General features: G+C 63.9%; 26 protein-coding genes. 10 read left to right on the top strand and 16 right to left on the bottom strand.

Annotation, left to right across the window (positions count from 1 at the left end):
- Positions 1 to 240 precede the first annotated feature (240 nt).
- The 3 genes from AX724_RS09030 to AX724_RS09025 all read right to left on the bottom strand — a co-directional run bounded on the left by AX724_RS09030 (position 241) and on the right by AX724_RS09025 (position 1787).
- Positions 241 to 426, bottom strand: a complete 186-nt coding sequence (locus AX724_RS09030) for a hypothetical protein (RefSeq protein ID WP_066765546.1) — start codon at positions 424 to 426, stop codon at positions 241 to 243.
- Between the two features lie 638 nt (positions 427 to 1064).
- Positions 1065 to 1472, bottom strand: a complete 408-nt coding sequence (locus AX724_RS22775) for a GNAT family N-acetyltransferase (RefSeq protein WP_082733466.1) — start codon at positions 1470 to 1472, stop codon at positions 1065 to 1067.
- A gap of 84 nt (positions 1473 to 1556) precedes the next feature.
- Entirely contained in the window at positions 1557 to 1787 is a 231-nt protein-coding gene (locus AX724_RS09025) for a helix-turn-helix domain-containing protein (RefSeq protein ID WP_066765545.1), read from the bottom strand.
- A gap of 323 nt (positions 1788 to 2110) precedes the next feature.
- Between AX724_RS09025 and AX724_RS09020 the strand changes: the two genes are divergently transcribed.
- On the top strand, positions 2111 to 3931 hold the full coding sequence (locus tag AX724_RS09020; protein ID WP_197421528.1) for a putative bifunctional diguanylate cyclase/phosphodiesterase: 1821 nt from the start codon (positions 2111 to 2113) through the stop codon (positions 3929 to 3931).
- A gap of 62 nt (positions 3932 to 3993) precedes the next feature.
- Here the strand turns inward: AX724_RS09020 and AX724_RS09015 are convergent, their stop codons facing one another.
- The 4 genes from AX724_RS09015 to AX724_RS09000 all read right to left on the bottom strand — a co-directional run bounded on the left by AX724_RS09015 (position 3994) and on the right by AX724_RS09000 (position 10190).
- Positions 3994 to 4647, bottom strand: a complete 654-nt coding sequence (locus tag AX724_RS09015; RefSeq protein ID WP_066765543.1) for a lytic transglycosylase domain-containing protein — start codon at positions 4645 to 4647, stop codon at positions 3994 to 3996.
- Between the two features lie 30 nt (positions 4648 to 4677).
- The gene (gene mobF, locus AX724_RS09010; protein WP_066765540.1) at positions 4678 to 7659 is read right to left on the bottom strand and encodes a MobF family relaxase; all 2982 of its coding nucleotides are present in this window, start codon (positions 7657 to 7659) and stop codon (positions 4678 to 4680) included.
- A complete protein-coding gene (locus AX724_RS09005; RefSeq protein ID WP_066765538.1) occupies positions 7656 to 9734 on the bottom strand; it encodes a type IV secretion system DNA-binding domain-containing protein in 2079 nt (692 codons plus the stop codon). Before AX724_RS09005 ends, mobF begins: the two co-directional genes overlap by 4 nt.
- Before the next feature lie 156 nt (positions 9735 to 9890).
- Positions 9891 to 10190 (bottom strand): CopG family transcriptional regulator, encoded by a 300-nt coding sequence (locus tag AX724_RS09000; RefSeq protein WP_066765536.1) that lies wholly within the window; start codon positions 10188 to 10190, stop codon positions 9891 to 9893.
- Positions 10191 to 10723: 533 nt separating this feature from the next.
- Between AX724_RS09000 and AX724_RS08995 the strand changes: the two genes are divergently transcribed.
- The gene (locus AX724_RS08995; protein WP_066765534.1) at positions 10724 to 11008 is read left to right on the top strand and encodes a hypothetical protein; all 285 of its coding nucleotides are present in this window, start codon (positions 10724 to 10726) and stop codon (positions 11006 to 11008) included.
- 159 nt (positions 11009 to 11167) lie between these two features.
- Here AX724_RS08995 and AX724_RS08990 read toward each other — a convergent pair whose 3' ends face one another.
- From AX724_RS08990 to AX724_RS23315, 4 genes are all read right to left on the bottom strand, one after another.
- On the bottom strand, positions 11168 to 12151 hold the full coding sequence (locus AX724_RS08990; RefSeq protein ID WP_066765532.1) for a DUF2493 domain-containing protein: 984 nt from the start codon (positions 12149 to 12151) through the stop codon (positions 11168 to 11170).
- 474 nt (positions 12152 to 12625) lie between these two features.
- Positions 12626 to 13624, bottom strand: coding sequence for a DUF2493 domain-containing protein (locus AX724_RS08985; RefSeq protein ID WP_066765531.1), 999 nt, complete (start codon positions 13622 to 13624; stop codon positions 12626 to 12628).
- Positions 13625 to 13713: 89 nt separating this feature from the next.
- A complete protein-coding gene (locus AX724_RS08980; protein WP_066765569.1) occupies positions 13714 to 14175 on the bottom strand; it encodes a DUF736 domain-containing protein in 462 nt (153 codons plus the stop codon).
- A gap of 11 nt (positions 14176 to 14186) precedes the next feature.
- A complete protein-coding gene (locus AX724_RS23315; RefSeq protein WP_156448033.1) occupies positions 14187 to 14543 on the bottom strand; it encodes a hypothetical protein in 357 nt (118 codons plus the stop codon).
- 299 nt (positions 14544 to 14842) lie between these two features.
- Between AX724_RS23315 and AX724_RS08965 the strand changes: the two genes are divergently transcribed.
- A complete protein-coding gene (locus tag AX724_RS08965; RefSeq protein ID WP_066765528.1) occupies positions 14843 to 15151 on the top strand; it encodes a DUF2461 family protein in 309 nt (102 codons plus the stop codon).
- 67 nt (positions 15152 to 15218) lie between these two features.
- Here the strand turns inward: AX724_RS08965 and AX724_RS08960 are convergent, their stop codons facing one another.
- Both AX724_RS08960 and AX724_RS08955 read right to left on the bottom strand, forming a co-directional pair.
- Positions 15219 to 15923: a helix-turn-helix transcriptional regulator gene (locus AX724_RS08960; RefSeq protein WP_066765526.1), complete on the bottom strand. Its 705-nt coding sequence runs from the start codon at positions 15921 to 15923 to the stop codon at positions 15219 to 15221.
- An 11-nt stretch (positions 15924 to 15934) separates the two neighbouring features.
- Entirely contained in the window at positions 15935 to 16561 is a 627-nt protein-coding gene (locus AX724_RS08955; RefSeq protein ID WP_066765520.1) for a glutathione S-transferase family protein, read from the bottom strand.
- Between the two features lie 132 nt (positions 16562 to 16693).
- On the opposite strand from AX724_RS08955, the gene AX724_RS08950 reads away from it, so the two are divergent.
- The gene (locus AX724_RS08950) at positions 16694 to 17005 is read left to right on the top strand and encodes a DUF1905 domain-containing protein (RefSeq protein WP_129402923.1); all 312 of its coding nucleotides are present in this window, start codon (positions 16694 to 16696) and stop codon (positions 17003 to 17005) included.
- A gap of 8 nt (positions 17006 to 17013) precedes the next feature.
- On the opposite strand, the gene AX724_RS08945 is transcribed toward AX724_RS08950, so the two are convergent.
- From AX724_RS08945 to bufA2, 3 genes are read right to left on the bottom strand one after another with little or no spacing between them, the layout of a single operon-like run.
- Entirely contained in the window at positions 17014 to 17802 is a 789-nt protein-coding gene (locus tag AX724_RS08945) for an HvfC/BufC N-terminal domain-containing protein (RefSeq protein WP_066765515.1), read from the bottom strand.
- The gene (gene bufB, locus AX724_RS08940) at positions 17799 to 18632 is read right to left on the bottom strand and encodes an MNIO family bufferin maturase (protein WP_066765514.1); all 834 of its coding nucleotides are present in this window, start codon (positions 18630 to 18632) and stop codon (positions 17799 to 17801) included. Before bufB ends, AX724_RS08945 begins: the two co-directional genes overlap by 4 nt.
- A 51-nt stretch (positions 18633 to 18683) precedes the next feature.
- Positions 18684 to 18971 carry a BufA2 family periplasmic bufferin-type metallophore gene (gene bufA2 / locus AX724_RS08935; RefSeq protein ID WP_066765512.1) on the bottom strand — a complete coding sequence of 96 codons (288 nt, stop codon included), beginning with the start codon at positions 18969 to 18971 and terminating at the stop codon, positions 18684 to 18686.
- A gap of 179 nt (positions 18972 to 19150) precedes the next feature.
- Here bufA2 and AX724_RS08930 point away from each other — a divergent pair, with 179 nt between their 5' ends.
- From AX724_RS08930 to AX724_RS08905, 6 genes are all read left to right on the top strand, one after another.
- Positions 19151 to 19435, top strand: coding sequence for a BufA1 family periplasmic bufferin-type metallophore (locus AX724_RS08930; RefSeq protein WP_066765510.1), 285 nt, complete (start codon positions 19151 to 19153; stop codon positions 19433 to 19435).
- Between the two features lie 20 nt (positions 19436 to 19455).
- Positions 19456 to 19929: a DoxX family protein gene (locus AX724_RS08925; RefSeq protein ID WP_066765508.1), complete on the top strand. Its 474-nt coding sequence runs from the start codon at positions 19456 to 19458 to the stop codon at positions 19927 to 19929.
- Positions 19926 to 20456, top strand: a complete 531-nt coding sequence (locus tag AX724_RS08920; RefSeq protein WP_066765506.1) for a sigma-70 family RNA polymerase sigma factor — start codon at positions 19926 to 19928, stop codon at positions 20454 to 20456. The genes AX724_RS08925 and AX724_RS08920 overlap by 4 nt, the downstream gene beginning before the upstream one ends.
- Position 20457: 1 nt before the next feature.
- A complete protein-coding gene (locus tag AX724_RS08915) occupies positions 20458 to 21102 on the top strand; it encodes an NrsF family protein (protein ID WP_066765504.1) in 645 nt (214 codons plus the stop codon).
- A 250-nt stretch (positions 21103 to 21352) separates the two neighbouring features.
- Positions 21353 to 21685, top strand: coding sequence for a helix-turn-helix domain-containing protein (locus tag AX724_RS08910; RefSeq protein ID WP_066765503.1), 333 nt, complete (start codon positions 21353 to 21355; stop codon positions 21683 to 21685).
- A complete protein-coding gene (locus AX724_RS08905; protein ID WP_066765502.1) occupies positions 21682 to 22977 on the top strand; it encodes a type II toxin-antitoxin system HipA family toxin in 1296 nt (431 codons plus the stop codon). Before AX724_RS08910 ends, AX724_RS08905 begins: the two co-directional genes overlap by 4 nt.
- Positions 22978 to 23008: the final 31 nt, after the last annotated feature.

The raw sequence follows: 23008 nt of genomic DNA, 5'->3' as shown, positions 1-23008 counted from the left end.
TTTTTGCACGCCGATCACCCCACGAAGGGGGTGCCTATTGCACGCTGATCCTCAGCCCGGCTCGCTGCGCTGGGCTTTGCCGAAGGCTCGAACGCCAAACCGGGGCATTTCGTGATTGAGCGTGCTTTCGTCGACTGAAGCTGCATCCTGCCACACATGACAACCGAAAGCCGGCGGGCAGAATAGCACGCCCTGCCAGATCGCTTCTTACCGAGGCAGGATTGATCCGCCTGAAACGGATCACCAGTCCAGGATTTCAACAACTGCCTCGCCGCTACCACACGAACGGCCAGCGCCTTTTTCGAGAAGATCGATCGCCCACTGCACATGGACGGCCGCCATGTCCTCGTGCCCAGCATCCAGCAACAGCAGAACCTCGCGCATCAGCAGGATGGCCCGGTCACGGCTTGGGTCGCGATCGGTCACAGGGCACCGCTCAGACCAAACGCTTTGGGAGGGAACCGGGCCAGAAACGACCACAGCACTCTTGGCCTCGACCTGGCATCACGATCTTGCGCCAACAGCTTGTCCAGAAGAGGTGAACACATATCGGCCCTTTGCTCCAGCATTGTGCACCGCCCCTCCAGGCAGCCGACGGCACGTCTCCGCAAGGAGACGTGCCAGCCCTGGAACCGGGTGTTGGAAACCTGAAGATAGTCAGGCGCGAACGCCTTTGGGCCGGGTGGCCTTGGACATGCGCGTCCGCCACCCGGTAGCCTAAGCTGCCGGCTCTATCTTCAGAAGGTTTCCACGCCTCCGCCCGCGTCTCCGCGAGCAGGGTCATGGTAGGGCAAAAGCCCCAGGAATTGCAACCGCCACCCATGAATGGCGTTTGTCCGTGGAAGGCGGCGAACGACGCCTCGTCATTCCTGTTCAATCATCTGCGCGGAATCACGCCGAATCGGTCGACGGCAATGACCCTATGCTGCATCCTTTACACCGCCCCTACAAACCGCGTTGAATCAGCAGAATGCTACACCGAGTTCAGGCGGCGTGAACAAATTTAAGCCAGTATCTGGCGATGGCGAAATGGCCCCTTCCACGGAAGCTGACGGGATATGAACTCAACGCGTTCGAGGATAAAGAAACGCCCGATCAGAAACCGGCATTCCAAGTTTTTGGTAAAAGCCAACCGCATCAGGTGCAGAGACAAGCAGCAACGTTGCTTCTTCGCCAGCCAGAACTCGCGTTTCCTCGATCAGTTGCCTGCCGATTCCGCGACCTTTGAAAGCAGCATCGACAGCCAAGTCAGAGAGATAAGTGGCATAAGACCAATCAGTGAGTGAGCGAGCTATTCCCACCAGTCGCCCTGTCTCGGCTATCCTTGCAGTAACAATCAGATTAGCATTGTCGAGCATCCGCTGAAGGCGGCGAACGTCGTTCGCAGGCCTCCTTGAAGCAAGGCCAGATTTATCAAGTAAATCGGCAAACTCCGAAACCATTACGCGTTCGCGCTCATATCGAAATTGCATTTCGCCGCCCTGCTGTACTGTATTTTATGATTCACGGAAACGCTGTGGAAACGGGCTGTCATTAGCAGAAATTGTCCACGCCGCCTAATCTGCTTCTCGAAAGAGGAGATCAGGACTGATCCCAAGCCCATTGGCGATCCTCTCGATATTATCGACCGAGACATTACGCTCGCCGCGTTCAACGCCGCCGTAGTATGTCCGATCCATTTCGATTTCGAGCGCGAAATCCTGCTGGCTGAGGCCGCGCGCCATACGAAACCGGCGAACATTCGTCGCCAGAATGTTTCGAAGCAATCCGGGATGGGTGCGTTTCACTCCGCATAAATCTGCCCAAGATGGTTTTAAGGCGACGGGTTTTAAGTATCATTTAACCCGAACCGCATAAAACAGCGGTGCAACAACAGCCTTACTATTGCAGGGCCTGTATGGCCAACCTCGCGTTCAAAAACGCGGTGCACGCTTTGTAACAGGCCGCGCTCTGTAAATCAACTTGGGCATGATCACCATGTCACCGAAGCACATCAACTAGGGAAAGTGAAAACCTATCGTTTAGCAAACGCTTAAACACATGATGATATGGCCGTTTCAGAGCCGTCTCGTCTCAATCGGGCGTCAAATTCACGGGAACAGGAACAGACTTGCTCGGCTTGCGAAACACCATCCTCGAAATGATCGCCACAGGCGCCGACCTTCAGGGGACGGTTGACCGACTGTGCGCTGAAATCGAGGCATTAACGCCCGGCGTCATCTGCTCGGTACTCACCGTTGATCCTGAAGGTTTCCTCCACCCCCTTTCCGCGCCGAGCCTGCCTGATGAATATTGCGCAGCGCTCGACGGCTTGCTGATCGGTCCGGAAGTGGGCTCGTGCGGCAGTGCCGCTTACCTTCGCGAACCCGTGACCGTTACCGATATCGCCAGCGATCCACGCTGGGCAGATTTTCGGAACGCTGCGCTCCCCCTTGGTCTGCTGGCCTGCTGGTCGACACCCATATTCGGTGAAGCAGGCCGAGTCATCGGCACGTTCGCGCTCTATTACCGGGAAGCGCGATCGCCGACCGAAGGCGAACGGGCCCTTGTGGATGCGTGCATCCATCTCTGTTCCATTGCGCTTGAACGCCATGGACGGGTTCTGGAGCGCGAGCGGCGGGCAAATATCGATCTGTTGACCGGACTGGGAAACCGGACAGCGTTCAGCACGGCGCTTTCAGAGCTATCGTGTGATGCACCCGGAGCATGGGCGCTGCTCATCCTCGATCTGGACAATCTCAAAGTCATCAATGATGGCTTCGGACATCATGCTGGTGACTCGCTGATCCGGGCAGCAGCAGTCCGCGCCGAAGCCGCCGCGTCACCCGACAAGGCATTTCGCATCGGCGGCGATGAATTCGCAATCCTCGCCCAGTCACCAGAAGCGTTGCGCGATCTCGACCTGTTTGCGGCAAAAATCCTCGAAAGCCTGACCGAGCCTCTGAACTGCAACGGCCACATGGTCGTGCCCAAAGCCACCATCGGCTGCGCCGTGCTGGCACCTGGCGACCGCACCGCCGATACTGTACGGCAAAATGCGGATTTTGCGCTCTATCACGCCAAGGAGACCGGGCGCGGCGGGTTCGTTCGCTACTGGCCAGGCATCGACACCCGTATCATCCATCGCATTTCCGCCATTCGCGATGTCGATGCAGCGTTGCGCGAAGGCCGGATCGAGGCACATTACCAACCGATCGTCCGTATCGACACAGGCGAGGTCGTCGCGATGGAAGCTCTGTGCCGTATACGGATGGGCAATGGCGGCCTTCTTGCCGCGGCCGCCTTCCGTGAAGCCACGGCCGATGTCCATATCGCCATGGAAATGACCGGGCGCATGCTTGAGATTGTTACTGGCGATTTGCGGCGCTGGACCGACTGGTCGGTTCCCGTCGAGCATATCGGGCTCAATGTCTCACTGGCCGATTTCCATGGCGGTAAACTCGACCAGCAGATTTCTTCTGCCCTCGCCGGACACGGGTTGCCGCTCGAACATCTGGTGATCGAGATAACGGAGAGCGCCTATCCGGCCCTTCGGGACAAGGCTGTCCTTGAGGCTATCGAAACGCTGCGGGCAAAAGGTCTGCGCCTTGCGCTCGACGATTTCGGAACCGGCGGGGGACTACTCATGCCCCTGCTGACGATGCCGGTCGACATGATCAAGATCGACAAAATACTGGTAGACAGGCTCGCGCCGGAAGGAGCTGGCGCGGCGGTTATCGGCGGACTGCTGCACACCGCCCAAAGACTCGGCATTGCTGTCGTTGCCGAGGGGATCGAGAGCGCGGTACAGGCAACCCATCTTGCCGAACTCGGTTGCAAGCTTGGCCAGGGCTATTTCTTCTCCAGGCCGCTCGATCGTGAAGCTGCGACAAGCCTGCTGCTATCCCGCAAGTCCAGCAATATTACCCCGCTCAAGCAGCGCCACTCTTGAACCAGCGATGGCTCCCGCGTCCCTCATTTCGTTCGACCTGAATTTGCGGTGCCGGTCGCGGATCAGCTCGGCGGTCGGCGAACGACCCCAAAGCCAAGCGTCCTTACCGCCGGAGTTGCGGTCTGCCCACCAGTGGCGCTCGCCTCTGCCGCAACGGGTGTAGCGGTCGGTTCGGCCTGAGTCCGCGCGGCAAAAAGATCCCGCCCAAACCGGCGCTGCATGTGGCGCGCTACGCTCTGCGCATAGCGCCGTTGCCGCCAGGCGGTCGGACTGTGATAAACCCCGACGGCCTCCCAGAAATCCCCGGTTGAATGCAACGCCGCCAGGAATATCCACCGGGCGGCATCGGCATTGAAACAAGGATCAAACCTCAACCAATGTCGCACCTGCCATTCAGGCCGCTCAATGAGCCCGGCCAATTTGGGCACCCACCAGCTGTTGATCTGCAGCGGCCCCAGATCATGGCTGCCATTGGTGTTGCGCACCTCGGCACCGATCCAACCGCCTTCCTGGTCACGCAGGCCCCAGAGCGTCTTTTCCAGCCAGGGCTTGTCGCCAGCAGCCTGTCGAATGCAGTGGGCGATACGGGTCTCGCCCTCTCCTTCGGCGCGGGCCTGTCCCGGGATTGCGGCAAGGAGGGCTATCCCCGCACACATTGGCAAGATCATGTTGACAATGCGGGAGCGGGAAATGCTGATCCAGTTGGGATTGGGCATATTGAGTATCCTTGGCTGAGAATTTCCCGATCATCGATCGGGGCCGTGGTCGGGCTGAGGTTGAGACTGGGGCTGGTGGTGAGGCTGATGCTGTTCGGGCCGCGCTTCGGGAACGGACTGGGCCGTGCGCCCAGGATCCCGCTCCGGTCCGGATCGGCGATCGAGCGCGGACTGCAGGATGCGATCAAGAATATCGGCAATCCCGCGCGCGCCTTCGGCCAGCCGCTCACCCAAACCTTCAGGTGAGCGGCCACGATCAAGTTGCCGCTCCAAGGCTCCGTCTCGTCGCTCCTGTCGCATACGTGTCTGCTCGTCGCGGGCCTGCGCCAGGCGATCGGCATGGCGGTCAGCATAGGAGCGCGCAGAATCCTTCTGCAGCCGCCCCAGCCCTTCGAGCGCCGAGGTCTTCTCGCCCGACCGCTGTTCCAGCTTTTCGATGAGACGCTTCTCGTCCTCGGTCCAGAGCTTCACCCCGAACCGGGCGCGGGTGATGGCGGTGTAGTAATTCTGGCCGTTGACGAGGGGGGAGCCGACCGGTGCCAGCACATAGACGCGGGCGTAGGTTTTCGACTGCGCCGAATAGACGGTTTCGGCATAGCCATGATCCCAGGTCTTGTGGCTAGCGAGGTCGATCGTCTGCACCTTGTCGGTGCGATCCCAGCGGATCGTCGCCTGTGCGCCCTCCAGCTTCTCGACCGTGCCGCGTTCGGCATTTTTGAGATCGAGCGTCTTGTTGGCCAGCCGCCACTGGATGCGGTCGCCTTCGGATAGCTCGCGTTCCTCGCGGTTGAACACATTGATGTGGCGGGCCTGCCCCAGCCTTGGATCCCAACGGATCACCCGGCCATGCTCATCGACAAGGCGTACAACCTGGCGGCCATTGGCCTCGCGCCCGACGCCTGCCACACGATATTCGGCATCGCGCGCAATCCCGGCGCCGGTGACGTCGCGCGCGAACGTCACCACCTGCCCGCCTGAATAGAAGCGAGCATAATGCTTCTCCTGATCGCTCATACCCGATGAGGTGAGCACTTGCAGTCGTGCATCCTCGGCGGCGATCGCGCCTTCGGATTTGAGGGTCTCGCGGATCGTGGCATTGACGAGCAGGCGGGTGGCATTTTCGAGCACGAGGATATTGGTGGAAGCCCGGCTCCCGGGGCTGAGGCGCGTCCATTCGGCGACCAGTCCGCGCGCAAGTGCTTCCGCATCCCCCCCGCTCACAACCTTGTCGAGGCGAGCAAGCGAGCCCGCATAGTCGCCCGAACGCGCCGCGGTGACGGCCCCCTTCATGGCTCTGGTTTCCTGGCGCATGGATTCGGTGAGTTGGGCGGTGGGAAGCCCGAGCTTCTGAAGCAGCCAGAACGGCTTGCCCTGCTCGATCGCGCCGGTCTGCTTGTTGTCACCCAGCAGGATCAGCCGAGCCCCGGTCTCGCGGCTGATCTCGAGCATACGCAGTGCCTGCCGGTTGCCCAGTTGCCCGGCCTCATCGAGCACCAGAACATGGCGGTCGGTAATGCCGTGCCCGCCCCCTGCCAGCAGACTGGCGACAGTACGCGCCTCGATCCCGGCGATCTGGCCAAGATTTGCGACGGCAGACGATGTTGGCGCCAACGCAATGAGCGTCGTCCCCGGTTCCGCCGCCTCATTCAAACTCTTCATCAGGGTCGATTTACCCGCACCGCCGACGCCGTGGATACCGGTCACGCGGTCGCGCGAGGTAGCGGCCGCCACCAGCGCTTGTTCCTGCGCCGGAGTGAGCCCTGCACCATCCAGAACCGCCAGAAGCCGATCTGACGAGGCGATCGGCCGGGCGTCATCAAGGGCAAGCGCCAGGTGCTGGACAATCGCCTGTTCGAGCCGGGCGCTGCGCCGCGTCGTGCGCCCCCGCGTCAATGTCTGGTCGCCGGTCTGCGCCCGGGTCGCGAGCAGCTTGCGCCGCTCCTCATGCCCTGCGATCAGCGGGCGGATATCAGAGAAGCGGACCTCCCCGACATGGGACGCGAGCGCATGACGGTACAGGGTCCCAAGGTTGCTGACGGCCTCGCGCGTTTCAGCCTGGCGGATGCCGAACAGGGCGGCCCGGCTGGCCGTCTGCCGTTCCGGTTCGATCGCCCGTTCTCCCCGCTCCCCGGCTCTGGCTGTGACTTGGGCAAGATCACGGGCATAGGGCGCCGCCCGCGCGCTCCATTGTTCGTGCAGAGCTTCAAGCCCGACCTTCGCCTTGGGACCTCTGGTCTGATAGAAGGACGCCCGTCGCGCAGCCTGGCCGGTCAGGCCATGTTCTTGCGCATGGGCATTGATCTGCTGCGCGCGCTGCGAGGTCTCATGGATAAAATCCTGCGGTACACCGGTAATCTCGAACAGGCCACGCCTGGGATCGAAGTCGATCTCGAACCCCTTCTCGCGCAGGGAATGTGCCAGGTCATTTCGATAGATCTGGCCCGCGACCATCTGCTCGCCGTACATGGCCCGGCTTTCGAGGCTGGCCATGGGTGCGCCCTCTTGCCCGTTGGTCATGTTGAGGACGACGACGTGGGTGTGGAGGTGGGGATCAAGCTCGCGGCTGGCATGTTCGGTGAACCGCGCGAAGAGCAGCCGCCCGGTGGTCTCGTGGACGATCTCACCATTTTCGCGGCGGCGCAGCGCGGCATGTTCTTCCATGTAGGAGAGCGCGGTGGTGACGGCCTGCTCGTGCGCAGCAATGATCCGCTCATCCCCCGCCACCAATGCCATGATCGACACCGACTTAGGGGCATTGACGGCAAAGTCCCATCCGGGGTGATGCTGGATTTCGCCGCCCACGCGGTGGCGACCGAGTTGCTGCCCGGCAACCTTACCGGCGAGCAGTTCCTGGAAGACAGCCGGGTCGACCTTGCCTGCAAGACCCAGCTCCGGGGCAAGCCTACCGCCCCATTCGCTGGGTTCCTCACCGCCCTTGGTGTAATAATCGCCCACCGTATAATAACGGGCGATATTGCCGGACGTACCTTTCAGGCGACGGGGATGGATCATGCCGGCCGGGCCTTCTTCGCGGGGCCATTCTCGCGGTCATAGACATCGATCTCGATGCGCTGGTTGCCCCGGCGCGGTGCCAGTGTGAAGTCCTGCGGCGACATGTTGGGCGTGTCCGGCTCGTTACCAGTCGCCCCCCCGGAAGATGGCTTCTCGCCTGCCACAGGCGACGGTTCTTCCAGAGGGGTTCGGGTAAAGAGGTCGGGCCGGTCCAAGGGCTTTTGCTTGGCTTTGGGCGCGGCTTTGGCAGCTCTTACCGGCATTTTCTGATCCGCACGCTGGCGTTCTTCGGCCTCGCGGGCATCCGAGTCCGCATGGACGGCGTCGATAATCGCCTTGCCATCGGTATCGCGCACCGGGGGTTCCGTCCGCTCGACAAAGGCTTCGGCGATGGTAGCCACCGTATTGAACCGATCGTCGAACCGCACCACCGGCAGATTGCGCCCGAACCGCAAATAACCCGACAAGTTGGGGAGATTGGTGACCTCGGTGTGCATGACCAGAGGGCGTGTAACCTGCATGCGCGAGAGGTTGACCCCATCGCGCATGTCGTTGACGCCGTAGCTCATACCCTCATTGGCCTCGACCTGTTCGACCTGGCCGAGGTTTTCCGAGACATGCTTGGCGGTGGGGGTGTCGTTGGCCCTGAGCGCCACCCAGGTCGAACAATAGCCGGTGATCGCGGCCGCATCCTGGATACCGTAGGTCGCTTCGAGCTGCGGGTAGGACTGGAACCCCAATATGCCGCAGCCGCCATATTTGCGGGCACGGGCGAGGAAGTCGGAGAGCGAGGGCAGTTTCTGCAAGGTCGGCAGTTCGTCGATGACGCAATAGAGGCGGCGTTTGCGGTCCGGCGTCAGACTCATGATCGCCGAAATCGCGATGTCGAGCCAGACCGTGATCAGGGGACGGAGCGAGGGCAGTTGGTCGGCCTTGACCGTGATGAACAGCCAGTTGTCGCCCTCCTCATTCTGCACCCATTCGCGGATCGACAGCCCCTTCCTCGTGTCATCCAGATAGGAGAAGCTGCGCATCACCGAAGCCAGTTCAGCCTGGATGCCCGCCGAGGTTCGTTCCCCTTCCATGCTGATGAATGCGGCGGCATCGGTGCCCGCAGCATAGGCGGCAAGGTCCTTCAGCTTGGAGCGCAGCAGCCGGTCCAATAGCACCGAGACCAGCATCTCGCCCTCGCGCGCAAGCTTGCGCAGCACCGCCACCAGCGTCCCGCGCGCAGCCTTGGCCCAGAAGGGATCGCCGGTCTTGTCGGGGATCGTCGATTCCGCGATCTGGTCGTAATGATATTCGCGCGGGACATCCCCCCAGGGCGACCAGCAAGCGGTGCGCTTGTCGAGCGGGTTGAGGATGATGTCCTTCCCCGGCCGGTAGAATTTTTCGACGAAGGTGCCGGCGGTGTCATAGATGATCGCCCGCTTACCCTCCTTGCGGATGCCCTCGAGCATCTTGACGATGAGGTTGGTCTTGCCGGTGCCGGGTGCTCCGCACAGCAGGATATGTTCGGGCTCGAAGGCATCGGGCACGGGGACGCCCCCGATGGAAAAACTCCCTCGTCGCTGCCGCCAGAGCGCCCGCTTGATCTGCCTGACCGTGCCGAAACGGGCACCGCGAATATATTCGTTGGAGCCGAGGCCCCTGCCCGTCCGGGTAAAGCTGAACCAGGCGAAGGCGAGCGCGGCGAGCGCGAACACACCGGAGAGCAGCGCGCCGTGGATCAGGTAAAGCTCGAAGCTGTGCAAGGTCTTCTTCGCCAGGCCCGAAGCCAGCAGCCAGTCCGCCGAGGTCCAGTATTGCTGCCCGGCTGGGGTCTTAAACAGGATCGGATCATTGGTGCCGGGTGCGGCATTCGACTTGAAACTGGCTTCGGCCAGCTTGGTGAGGACGAAGCGCTCATAGCCGGTGGACTTCTCCATCGCATACCAGCCTACCCCCATCACCCAGAGCACGAAGCAGGCGATCACGGTTTGGAAGAAGACCTGGGTGGTCATGCGGACATTGTGAACGATCGACTGGCCGCCCCTCGTCCAGGATCCCAATGTGTCGTTGCGGAAAATGCTCATGACTGCTGCTCCCTGGCCAGGCGGCGCACCCGGAGGCGGACGCAGATCCCCAGGACCAGGAGCGGCGTGAAGCCAAGGTCCCAGGGATGACGGGATATGGCGGCAGAACGTAGCCTTCCGGGCATGCCGCATCGGCTCTGCTGTCAGGAGCCCCGCTCACCGGTCCTGCTCTGGATCGAGCAGGCCCCGCTCGCGCAGGATAGCGCGCGCATCGCCCATCCCCCGTTCGAGTATCTCGGGTGAGCCTGCACCGATCGATGTGGCAAGCAGCGTCAGTATCTGGATGCTGATGCCAAGCACCTCGTCTTGCGAGGAATAGATATAGCGCCCGCGCGGGTCAGCGGCCTGCGCAAGGATGGAGCGAATGAAGGTTGAAAAGGAGAGATCGGCGCCCACCGCGCGGCGGTTGAGGCGGTCGTAGAGGGTGTCGTCCACCCGCACGCTAACTCTGTGCATGTCAGCTTCCCAAGGAGAAGCCCGACGATGAGAGTCATGAAGCAGTGACTTATTAGCGCGAACCGGCGGAAAACTCAAGAAAAATGGCTGTCTTCCATGGCACCCGCGCCACAATGGCGGAAAACCGCCACGCGGCGCGGGTCACGACATCGCTCGGAAGCCATGGGTGCCAGAAGGTGTGTCCGGCGGGTGCCATGGCACCCAACGCAACCCCATGATTTACGGCAGTTTATCGCCGCAGCACCCGTGCGTACGGTGCATTACAATACGGCCACGGCCGTGCGTCCTTTCTTGCGCAGCGACTTCATCGCTGCGTCGCCTCGCACCGGAAGGGGCGCGGCCCTTTCCCGGCACGGGGAAGGCTCTGTTCTTCCCGCCGGCGGCACGCAGGTGAGCTCATTCCAGCGCGGCAAAATTGTGCGCGATGACGTCATGGTGCCTCCTCGATTTGCGCCCCGATCCGGGGATTGCGAACGACTTCCTGTTCCCCGATATTGGGGGCGGCGGGCAGACCATCGACCAGGAAGATGGACATGCCCAAGATGACCGACAGAGAACGCCTCGCCGACCTCGAAGCGCGCCAGCGCAAGATGGTCGAAGAGGTGGAAAAGACCCGCCGCGCGCTGCGCGGCAAATATGCCGCGATCGTGCCCGAGCTAGCGGTGGAGACCCTCACCGAGCGCGAATTTCGCGATGTTCTGGCGGCCGCGATCCGAGTGGGAGGCGGTGCCGCGGTTGCCGCGCTCAAACCCCTGCCCGAGAGTAGCGACAATCCAAAACCGCCCGCGAAGCGGGTCCCTGCGACGAGCATGGCGTAGCCACGCGCAGGAGGCCGGAGCCGCTCTTGCGGCTGCGCATCGCCGCCGCGACGGACCCGGGCCGAAGGTCCGGGCTCCCGAGCGGGGGCGACCTCTACGCCAGCAAAAAAGGAGGACCGGCCGAGCCGAAGCCCGACCGGTCCCCCTCGCCTCACCTGCTCACGCCGCCGCTTGTCCCCCGTGCTGATCCTTCAGGGCGAAGAAATGCGCCGGCACACCCTTCGCCCTCACCTCACGGGCAAGATGAGACTGAAGCCCCGAACCTTCGCAAACGATCGCCTCGACCGGACGCAGCGCGAGGAGCTGTTCGTTGCGCGCGAACCCAGCCCGCTTGCCCAGGCGCCGGTCGAGCATGAAGGCGATGAGCATGGTACCGCTCCGTGCCGCCCAGGCCGCCGCGATCGCGTCGCACCCCTTGTCCTGCGCGGTCGTTGCCAGCACCATCGCCGGGATCCGCGCCTTCACCGCATCCAGCCGTTCGGTCAGCAGCGCATGATCTTCCCAGACCTGTCCGCCCGAAAAGATTACCACCGGGCCTTGCGGGCTGTGCGCTTCCGCCCGGCGTTGCCTGCGCGCTGCGAGGAAGTCCTGCGCCGCGATCACCGAGGCCGTGCGCTTGGAGGAGACCAGCGATCCGCGAGGGGAAGACCAGGGCCGCCCGGTTTCGGCAAGGTAGGTCTGGGCCGCATGGTCGCGCATGCAGGCAACCGCCTCGCGCGCTTCGTCGAGCGACTGGCAGAGGAGCTGGGCTTCTTCGAGTTCCCCCATCATCACCTCGCTCCCGTCAGCGCTGCGGATCAGCTCCTTGATCTTGAGCGTCGCCTTGTCGGCCTCGCCATCGAGTTGGCCCGCGACCTTGTGGAAGCTGTGGACGATCCCCCAGGCGAGCCGTCCGGCGATGCTTTCCATCCGGGTATCGCGGAGCACGTCGAACATCGTGCGCACCAGCATCTCTGTCGCGAGCTGAGCTTCCGTCGCGTCGGGCATGTCCGAGGTCAGCTCCTCCTCGCCGAACCCGATCCGGCTGACATCCTGCCCTGCCTCGAAGGCCGCGCTGAAGCTGTCGCTGGTCGTCATCGTCTCGGCCGCGATGAGGTCGGCGATTTCTGAAAAGTCACGGATCGTGCGGGTTACCTTGGTCATGTCTGCCTCCTTGAATTGAATGAAAAGAGGCATTTTCAAAGGCACGGGCTGTGAGCGCCGGGGTCAAGGATCGGGCGCAGCCCGACCGCGCAGCGGCGATGGGGGGCACGATTTTCTTTGGCGGCCACCAAGGCGAGAGAGGAAGCGCCGACGCTCGCTCCGCCAAAGAAAATGGTGGGGCCCCGTCGTCCTTGAGGCCGGTGCTGTCCCCGTGCCATACTTGGACTTGTTGTAGAGAGAATTATACACCACCCTCGCCCCACGCACCCAAGGGACAACGCGGGCTCGATGCCCGTGTTGTCCCTTTTTCGCGACGGGAGAGAGGGCCCGCAGCGCCAGGAACTCGTCCACTGACCACGTCGCCGCTGATGCAAACGGTGGGGTCGGCGAGTTTCCCTCACAGCACAAAAATGGGCCGGAACGCGGGGGGATGCGTCCGGCCCGATTGTGTCGATGGTTGTGCGGAAAGAAGGATCAGGCTCGCATTCGCCGCACGGCGGTATCGGCCACCTGATCGACCTTGCGGAAGGCATGAATCGGGACATTGGCCTGCCGCAGCATCTGATAGAGATTGGCCTGCAATCCCGACCCCTCGCACAGCAGGGCCTCGACCGGCTGCAGCTCGGCGAGCTTGCGATTACGGGTAAAGGCAGTCTTGCGGCCGTTGCCGTAAAGCCCATAGGCGACCAGCGGCACATTGTTCTCCGCGCGCGCCGCCCAGGCCGCCGCGATCGCATCCGCCCCCTTGCGCTGGCCGGTCGTGACCAATGTCATGTGCGGAATGCGCGCCTTGATCTCGTCGAGCTTGGCCCAGAGCGTTTCCCAGTCGTGCCATTGGGCAGGCCCCGAAAAGACCACCACAGGTCCGCGCGGCAGATGCTTCTCACGGGCGGAGAGTTCCCGCGCCCGCAGGAAATCGAGCGCGGCGATCTGGCTGGCACTCGACGCCGAAGACGCCTTGCTGCCGCGCGCCGGCGACCAGGGCCAGCCCGACTGCACCCGGTACATCTCGGCCGCATAGTCGCGCATGCATTCGATCGCTTCCCGCTGTTCGGCGGTCGACTGACAGAGGAGTTGCTTCTCCTCCAGTTCGTTGTTGTAGATCTCGCTCATGTCGGGATTGCGCGCCAGATCGCCGACTTCCATCGCCAGCGAGTCTTCGCGCCGCTCGAGTTTGCCGGCGACGAAGTGGAAGCTGTTGACGAAGCCCCAGGCGATTTCTGCAGCGAGCGGTTCGAGCCGCGTGTCGGCGAACAGGTCGAAGATGGTGGCAATAATGCCGCCGCATTCGGCCTGTGCGGCGAAAGGCTCGGGCATCTCATATTCGCCGGGCTGTTCACCCGGCTCGACGATGGAGAGGGCGAGCGGATCGCCGAACGCGGCCTGGAATTCAGGGGTGGCGGTCATTTCGGCATAGAGGGTCTTGAGGTCGGCGAAGCGCCCGACGCTGGGGGATTTGACGGTGCTGGTCACGGTGACGGCCTTTCAGAATCTGGGAGAAGAAAAGAAAAAGGCCGGAGGCGCATGCGCACCCCCGGCCCTTCCCGGCTTGCCGTTGCGGATCAGAACGGCAGGTCTTCGCCTTCCTCGGCTCCCGCGCCCATCAGCGCGCCATCGGCGCCTGCGGTGCTGCCGCCAAAGCCTTCCTGCGTGCGCTCGTCATACGAACGCTGCGAGGTGCCGAACCCGCCCGCGAACTCGGCGCGAACGGTCTCGCGCCGCCAGGCGATGGTATAGCCGCCATCCTCGGTGGGGAAGAGCGCGACGGGCAGCGGCTCGGGCAGGCCCGGATCGTCAACCGAGCCCGCCAGGAAGGCTTCGCCGGTCTTCTTCGAGAAGGCCTCCCACAGCGCCCCGATCTGCACCCAGCGCCGGGCGACGTTGAGCGCGAGGATCTCATAGACCGGCGCGCGGTCGCTCGTGCTGTCGACCTTGCGCAGGCCGATGCGCGGCAGGTCGATGGTGCGCGTGGCGATCGAGCCCGTGAGGCGGCCGTTGACGTTGCGGATTTCACCAATGTTCATGATCTTCACTCCTAGACGATGTCGCTCTCGAACCATTTCTTCGCGACACCCTCTTCGAACCTCCTCTTCTCTGGTGTCCCGCCGTCGCGGCCCGCACCGAGCATCGACTGGCGCGCTCCCCTTTCCGCCTGCGCCACTCCCCATCGCCCGCCCGCGCGGGCCGCGATTGGCTGGCGTCCGAACATCGTCATGGCTATGATGCGGGCATGGACTCGACGACGCTCCGCACCGTGGCCGAACTCGCGCGCAAGCGTGCCGCGCGCGGCTGCTCCGGGGCGCAAGGCGATGGCATGATGCGGCTGGGCGCTGCGCGCGCCCTCAACCAGCTCGCTGCCGACCTTGAAGCGAGCGCGACCGCATGCGAGCACCGCCCCTCCTCCCGCCGCTCCCGCGCCTGAACCGGTCGCCGCACCGCGTTGCTCTCCTCTGCGAAGTCGTCCAGCTCCCGCCGCTCCCGCGCCTGAACCGGTCGCCGCACAGCACCGCCATCCGGTCCCACAACCGACACACGAGCCTTCCCGCGGCAGGAATATAAGTCCCGCCAGGGAGCGAGACCCGCGACAGCGGGGCTCGAGGCGCAGCCCGTTAGCCCGGTGCCCGCGAAGCGGGCAGCCGCCACACGCCGAGATCTCCCCTTCGGCACCACATTCCCCATCGTGCAACGGCCGTGCTCACCTCAGGCCTACGCCCAGGCGACTGGACGAGTGGCGTCGGCGAAGACGGAAAGTCCATCGAAAGCCTTGTGGCTGACCTGACCGCAGAAGCGGTTCGGATTTCGGAGCCGGGACTCAAACGGGTTCCTGCACCCTTTCCTGCCGATCACCCCCATGGTGACCTGCTGCGCCGCAAGGGTTTGACGACCTGGATCGATTTGCACGATGCGGCATTGGCATTCGGCGATTCGGGACCGGCCAACTGCGTGCAGAGCATGTGGCGCCTCCGGCCCATCATTGACCTTCTCGCGGCCTTGGGTTGAGTCGGCGGCTACGCTGCCCGCACTCATCTGGTGCCGCGCGTTTATGCGCTGAAGTGGTCGATCGACGCTAACGAGGAGCAGGTATGATTGGACAAGACTCCTGCTCGCGCCACGCGCGCCGAAGTTGGCGAAGCGACGGCGCGAAGCGCTCGGAAAGGAGGTTCCCCTCGATGATCCGGTCGGATCGAAAGTTGCGGAACGCACCGCGCAGTTCGCACCAGCCGACGATGAGGCGTACCCGCTCGAAATAGCCGATATGGATCGGCCAGACGATCCGTTCGCTCGTCCGGCCCTGTTCGTCGCCATAGACGATGGCGAGCTTGCGCCGTTCGGGGATCGCACGGCGCAGGGCCTGCATGTCGATGGTGTCGGGCACCATATCCCGCACGCAGCCCGCCGCGAGCAGCCCGGAACTGTCGGTCAGATGCCGCATGTCGCCGGGCAGGACCGCATCGAGCTTGGCAAGAAGGTCGCGAGCGCCACGGACGAGCGCCGGGTCCCCCCGCTCCATCACCCATTGCGCGCCGAGCAGCGCGGCTTCCAGTTCGTCCGCTGTCAGCATCAGCGGGGGAAGATCGTAGCCCGCCTCCAGGACATAGCCGACCCCGGCCTCGCCGCGCACCGGCACGCCGCTGGCGACAAGGTCGGCCATGTCGCGGTAGATGGTGCGCGGATCGCGCTCCAGCTCGTCGGCCAGTTCCCGCGCGGTCAGGGGCCGCCGGGCGCCGCGCAGGATCTGGATGATCTGGAACAGGCGGTCGGCCCGGCGCATTGCGTCTCCCGTCAGGTCGCCATGGCGTGCGCCATCAGTCCTTCAGCAACGGCCACGCCCTTCATCGCCCCCATGCCATCATACCATGCGGAAATCGAGGGCGTCGCTGGGCGTGCCTGCGCAAGCACCAATTGCGACAGACAGGAGAAGACCGCGAGATCGGCGATGGTGGGCGTTGGGCCGGCGACATGAGCGGACTTGCTCAGCCGCTCCTCAAGGATGGGCGCTAGGCCGGCGAGCGTTTCGTGCCCTTTCGCAACCTCCGCTTTGTTTCCTTGTTCCCTCAGAAACACGGTGTTGAACACGATGTCGCGGGTCGCGGGCGCAAGCCTGCATTGCGTCCAGTCCAGCCAGCGGTCTACCTCGGCGCGTGCCCACGGGTCGCCGGGATACCAGTCGTCGAGGCCATGCCTGTTGCACAGGTAACGCAGGATCGCGTTGCTTTCAGCCAGCGCCAGGTCGCCGTCGACCAGCACGGGCACCTGCCCGTTGGGGTTGAGCGCGAGGAAGGCGTCACTGCGATGCTCGCCCGCCATCATGTTCACCTCGCGCAGATCGTGGGGCAGATCACACTGGGCCAGCAGCGCGATCACGCGGCGCGCATAGAACGACCAGGGATTCATGTGGAGCGTGTACATTGGCGTTGTCCTTTTGTCGGATTGGGCATCCCTGGATTAGCGCAAGGCTCCTGACAGCATTATGTCAGGATGATCGAGCTGCGTCGAGCTTGACCCTTGCCCTTCCTCATCGCAGGCGGGCATGGAATGCGAATGGAAACGATACGACATACCGCGCCGCTGTGGCGCTGGTCGGGCAGTAGCGGCGGAAACTGGTTCTTTATCACTATCGACGGCGAAGCGGGCGAGATGCTTTCGGCGACCAGGCTGATGCGGCGGCTCGAAACCGGGACCGTGCGCGGCTTCGGTTCGATGAGGGTATTCGCCCGGATCGGCGAAAGCCGTTGGAGCACATCCGTCTTCCCGCAGAAGGAGGGCGGCTGGCTGCTGCCCGTGAAGGCCTCGATCCGGTGCGCCGAAGAGATCGGCGAAGGGGACAGGGTGGAATTGGCCTTGGAATTCTGACACGCGGATTATCCGGCTACCGGCAAGCCGGACGAGACGCCCTGCACGATGCCTCTCCCGATCCAGTCACCGAGCATGGCTCCGGCTTCGGCGGCCGCCTGATCGGCCGGCAGTTCCTCCGCCAACGCGGCGCAGATCTCTCCGAACGAGGAACCGGCCCGCATCGCGGCGAGGTGGTTGCCGTCGCGCGCCGGAACTTGGGCAAACACGGGTTCCAGCCCCTCGCGCCAGACGATGCAATGCATCGGAGATTCTGGCAGAGGAGCATTGGCCGGCGGTTCCTCACGCTCCAGCGCCCGCCACAGGGCGCCGCAGTCGCGCGACACCGCTCGCACATGGAGCGAGGGCATGAAGGCGAGCCGCATCGTCGCCCAATCCTCCTCGCCGAAATCGCTCGTCGCTTCGGCAAAGCCGGCCGCGTCCATCGGCGGGCAATCGGGCGCGGTGAAGGCCAGATGCATCGCCCATTCAAGCCAGGCGAGATCGGCCACGTCGGGATCGGCGGCGAACAGTTCCTCCAGCGTTTCGACGAAGCCCTCGCCGATCAGGTCCAAGGTCCAGCCCTGCGGCGGATGGAGGATCAGGCGGTGCGCGGCGGCCTGCGCGAAGGCCTCGTCGCCAACCCATAGCGCCGTCTTTGGGGAGGTTTCGCGCAGGGCATCGATCAGCCGGGTGCGATAGGCGTTGCGATAGATCGCAAGCCCCTCGCCCATGCGCGCATCCCAATGCCGCGGCAGCGGGCGCTCCTCGTCGAGCACATGGCCCATGAACTCCTGCTGGAGCGCGGCGAGGCTCATGCCGCCCGCCTTTCCGTCTGGGCGGCGATGTCCCGCGCGACGTCCAGTTCCGCCAGCAGTACGGGAAGCGGCGGGATCGCATCGTCCCGCTCGATCATGGTGGCGACCGGCCCCGTCATGGCGATGGCCTCGGCATAGAGCGCCCAGACATCGTCGCAGACTTCCCGATCATGCGTGTCGATCAGGATGGCGCCCGGCGTGTGGCCGGCAAGATGGATCTGGCGCACGCGCTCCATCGGTATGCCGGCGAGAAAGTCATCCGCGGCAAAGCCGTGGTTTCGCGCGCTGACATAGACGTTGTTCACGTCGAGCAGCAGATGGCAGCCGGTGCGGCGGCAGACTTCGGAGAGGAACTCCCATTCGGCCATCTCGTCATCGGGAAAGCTGCAATAGCTGGAGGGGTTCTCCAGCAACAGTTCCCGCCCCAGTGCATCCTGCGCGCGAGCGAGGTTGGCGCAGACCACGTCGAGTGCTTCCGCCGTATAGGGAAGCGGCAGCAAGTCGTGGCTGTTGTGGGCGCTGGTGCGCGTCCAGCACAGGTGGTCGGACATCCATAGCGGCTCGATCCGCTCTGCCAGCGCCTTCAACCGGGCAAGGTAGTCCCAATCTACCCCCTGCGCCGAACCTACGGACAGCGAAACCCCATGCATCGCTACCGGATAGCGCTCACGCACGGCATCAAGCACCGCGAGCGGGCGGCCGCCGTCGACCATGTAGTTTTCCGAGATGATCTCGATGAAATCGACCGGCACATCGCCTGCCATGAAGGCGGAATAATGGGGACGGCGAAGGCCGAGCCCGAAGCCGTGAAAGGAAGGGATCCCGCTCATGCGATACTCCGTGGCAGCGGGCCGGCTCCAGCTGGAACCGGCCCGCTCTGCTTAGCCGAGGTCGCCGATGGTGCCGCCGCGCGTCAGGCACTGCCCCGCCGCCATAGCCTTGAAGCCCTGCCCCTTGCAGCTGTTCATGCCCTTGCATTCGTGCGTGGTGGTCTTGCAGTCAGCGCTGCCCTTGCAACTGTTGACGCCATAACAATGGACGGCATCGTCCTTGCCGATGGCGCGGCCGGTGCTGCCGGCGGGCGGCTCGGCCGCAAAGGCGCTGGCGGCCGAAAGCGCGAGCGCGGCGGCGGCCGAAGCGATGCTGGCGGTCTTGCGGGTGATCGTCATGGAATGTCCTTTCAAGCGAATGGTCTTGCCCGCTGGGCATGACAGGGTTCGCCGGAACGCCGTGCGAGGTTACATCGCCCGAAAATTCATGGACGTGTAACCATTGCCCCGATTTTCGCGAACCACAGGGCAGCCATGGCCAGGCCGTGGCGCAACGCCATGACGAAAGGACGTTCACGATGAACAGAAACGCATCGCTGGCAATCGCCGGTATCGCCCTGTCGGCGGGCATCGCCGCCAGCCTTGCCGCCACTCCTGCCGATGCCGCCAAGCCCGAAATGGAAAAATGCTATGGCGTGGCCAAGGCCGGGAAGAACGAATGCGCCGCCGGACCGGGCACAAGCTGCGCCGGCACCGCAACCCGCGATTACCAGGGCAACGCCTGGAAGTTGGTGCCCAAGGGCAGCTGCGTCCGCACCCAAACGCCGAAGGGGCCAGGCTCGCTGACGCCGATCAACCGCTGATCCTTCGGGAGGGTAACGCCATGCGCCGTCTGATCGACTGGCACGACCGGATCGTTCGCCTGCTTTCCGGCCGCATCCCGGGAGCTGTCGCTCTGCTCGCCACGCGCATCGCGCTTGCCGGCATCTTCTGGCGATCGGGCCGCAGCAAGGTGGTCGAAGGAACCTGGCTGGAGATCAGCGACGCCACGCGTTTCCTCTTCGCCGAGGACTATAAGGGCGTACCGTTGCCGCCCGAACTGGCAGCGCCGCTGGCGGCATGGTCTGAGCACCTGTTCCCGATATTGCTGGTCCTGGGGCTGGCGACGCGGCTTTCGGCGCTGGCGCTGCTGGGCATGACGATGGTGATCCAGATCTTCGTGTTTCCCGAAGCCTGGTGGAGTGTCCACAGCATCTGGGTGGCGCTGTGCCTTGTCCTGATCGCGCGGGGCGGCGGGCTCTTTTCGCTTGATGCGGCAGCTGGCAGGATGATCCCTCGAGCGAGCAAATCCGCATGATGGCCGACGAGCAGACCCTTTCCCGCCTGATGGCCGCCGCGCAGGCCGGCGACCGGCAGGCCTATGCGGTGCTGCTCGCCGAGGCGCGGCGCTGGCTGCTGCGCTACCTTGCGCGCAAGGTGCCGCCCGCCCACCTCGACGATCTCGTGCAGGAAGTGCTGGTCTCGCTCCACGCCAAGCGCGCCAGATATGATCCGGGCCGGCCCTTTCTGCCCTGGCTTGCCGCGATCGCACGCTATCGCTGGGTGGATCACCTGCGCCGCAGCTACCGGCGAGCGGAAGTCGAACTGGGCGAGTCCGACGCCGCGCATGAAGGCGACGCCGATGCCGTCATGGCGCGGACCAGCCTCGATCGGCTGTTCGACAGCCTGCCACGCGCACAGGCGCGGGCTATCGAGCTGGTGAAGATCGAAGGCCATTCGATCAGCGAGGCCGCCGCCCGCTGCGGGCAGAGCGAGCCCTCGGTAAAGGTGAATATCCATCGCGGCCTCAAGAGGCTGGCCGCGCTGATCGAGAAAGCGGACTGACATGAAGCACGACAGCAACAGTCTCATCGATGCGCTGGTGGACGAGCTCGTTCCCGTGCGTCCGCTGCGCCGCGCCGAAGGCGGCGCGCTGGTTCTGGCGGCCACAGTGCTGACCGGGCTGTTGGTTCTGGCCATCAACGGGATTGCCGGCAATGTGCTGGCTGGCGCCGTCTCGCCGATGTTCCTGCTGGCGAACGGCCTTCTTCTGCTGTTGGGTGTGGCGGCCAGCGCGAGCACGATCGCCATGGCAAGCCCGCGCGTGGGCAACCGGCATGACGGTACCGGCTGGGCCCTGGCCATGGCGGCCGTCTTTCCCGCGGTTACCCTGGCGCTGCTCGCGGCCCACCGTGCGGACCTGCCCCATCTGCTCGACGTCGCCGCGGGCTGGCACTGCCTGGCCGAAGCGCTGCTATCCTCGCTTGTCGTGGCAGGCGCACTCCTGCTGTGGCTCAGGCGCGGGGCGCCGGTTTCACCGCGAACCGCTGGGATACACCTCGGGGTCGCCGCGACCGCGCTGGGAACCGCCGTCTATGGGCTGTCCTGCCCGGCGGAAACCATCTACCACCTCGGCATCTGGCACGCGCTTCCGGTGTTGGTGGGCGGCCTGATCGGTCGTATTGTAGTTCCGCAGCTACTACGTTGGTGAACTTGGACAGGCTGATCGACGATTGCCTCCACCGGTTATCGCCCCTCGCCTGAACCGTCCACTGCTCAGCGCAGCTATCAAGCTCCACCCCCTGCGGAACCTCAGTCCACATCGGAAATTACACCGCGAGCGCGGACGCAAATGAAGGTTCGACAGGTCGGCATAGGGAGAAGATGCATCGACATCCTCATCTTTAGGGCTTATATACGCTACCAAATTATGATTATGGTCGTATATATGAGGCCTTGAAGTGAAGTCGACTGTCGCTGAAACTCTGCCGATGCGTGTCAGGCGCTCCCTTGCCAAGCTAGGGGCGGACATTGCGCTCGCCCGGCGCAAGCGCAGCCTCACGGTTCAGATGATGGCGGAGCGTCTGGGCGTCGCCAAGAGCACATATCTCAAGATCGAAAAGGGCGATCCTTCGGTGGCACTCGGCACTTATGCCATGGCCTTTTTCGTGCTCGGCTTCAACGACGTGCTCGGCGACGTGCTCGATGCGCGCCACGACGAGCAGGGACTGCTGCTCGACCAGCAGCGCATCCCGAAGCGCGTGCGTCCGCCCAAGACCGCGAGACCCCTGTGAACCGCACCATCCGTATATTCATGGGCGACGAGGCCCGTCCCGTCGGCGTTCTGCGTTATGATCAGCAGGGCGCCCGCGAAAGCGCCTCGTTCGAATATGACGAGGCCTGGCTTACCAGCCCGGACAGGTTCGCCATCGAGCCGGGGCTGCGACTCGTCGCGGGTCCACAGTTTCATCGCAAGCAGGGCAACGGCTCGGTCTTCCATCCCGCCATAGCGGACACCGAGCCCGATGGATGGGGGCGACGCGTGATCCAGCGCGATCACGCCAAGCGCCGGCAGGAGGCAAGGCGGCGCGGCGCGCCTGTCGCCGGACAGGCGCTCAATTCGCTCGACTATCTGCTCGCGGTCGATGACGTCAGCCGTGTCGGCGCGCTGCGGCTCCAGGATGAAGACGGGGTCTTTCAGCGGGCACAGGAGGACGGGCGACGAACGACGCCGCCCCTGATCGAAATCGGACAACTGCTTGCTGCCAGCCATGCGGTCGAGCGCGGTACGGAAACCGAAGCCGACCTTGCCTATTTGCGCGGGCGTGGAACTTCTCTCGGAGGCCTGCGCCCAAAGTGCACGGTGCTCGACGAGGATGGCCGGCTGGCTATCGGCAAGTTTCCGAGCATCAGCGACGAACGTGCGGTGACCAAGGGTGAGGTGCTGGCCATGCGTCTGGCTCGCCGCGCTGGCATCGATGCTGCGCACGCGCGCATCATCGACAGCGACGGGACACCCGTTGCGTTGATCCGGCGGTTCGACCGTCCTGCGACAGGCGGGCGGCTCATGTATATTTCAGCAGCGACAATGCTGGGGGCTGAGCCCGGCGATCATGGCGAACATGCCTATACGGAAATCGTCGATGCGTTGCGCCAGAACGGCGCGGCACCGCAGGCTGACAGCGAGGAGCTGTGGCGCCGGATGGCATTCTCGATCCTCATCACCAACGTCGACGATCATCTGCTCAACCATGGCTTCCTGCATGTCGAGCGCGGACTATGGCGGCTGGCGCCAGCGTTCGACATCAATCCGTTCCCGGAGCGCCTGCGCGAGCTCAAGACCTGGATATCGGAAGACACCGGGCCGGAAGCGACGATCGAAGCGCTCCTCTCGGTGATACCCTATTTCAGGATAGCGGCGGATCAGGCGCGTGCCATTCTCGCCGAAGTCGAGGCCGCGGTCGCGGCCTGGCGCGAAGAAGGCGCCCGGCTTGGCATCAGCGCGGCCGAACTGGATGATTTTGCCGACGCGTTCGAGCACGAGGAGCGCGAAGCCGCACAAAAAGCGATCGGAAGAGAGAATTGAAATTGATGGCCGAGGATTGTTCTCCATTCGT

The organism is Sphingobium sp. CCH11-B1 (assembly GCF_001556865.1).
In the GTDB taxonomy this organism is placed as follows: Bacteria; Pseudomonadota; Alphaproteobacteria; order Sphingomonadales; family Sphingomonadaceae; genus Sphingobium.
The sequence above is the reverse complement of the archived record's forward strand: the minus strand, read 5'-3'. Positions and strand labels throughout refer to the sequence as shown.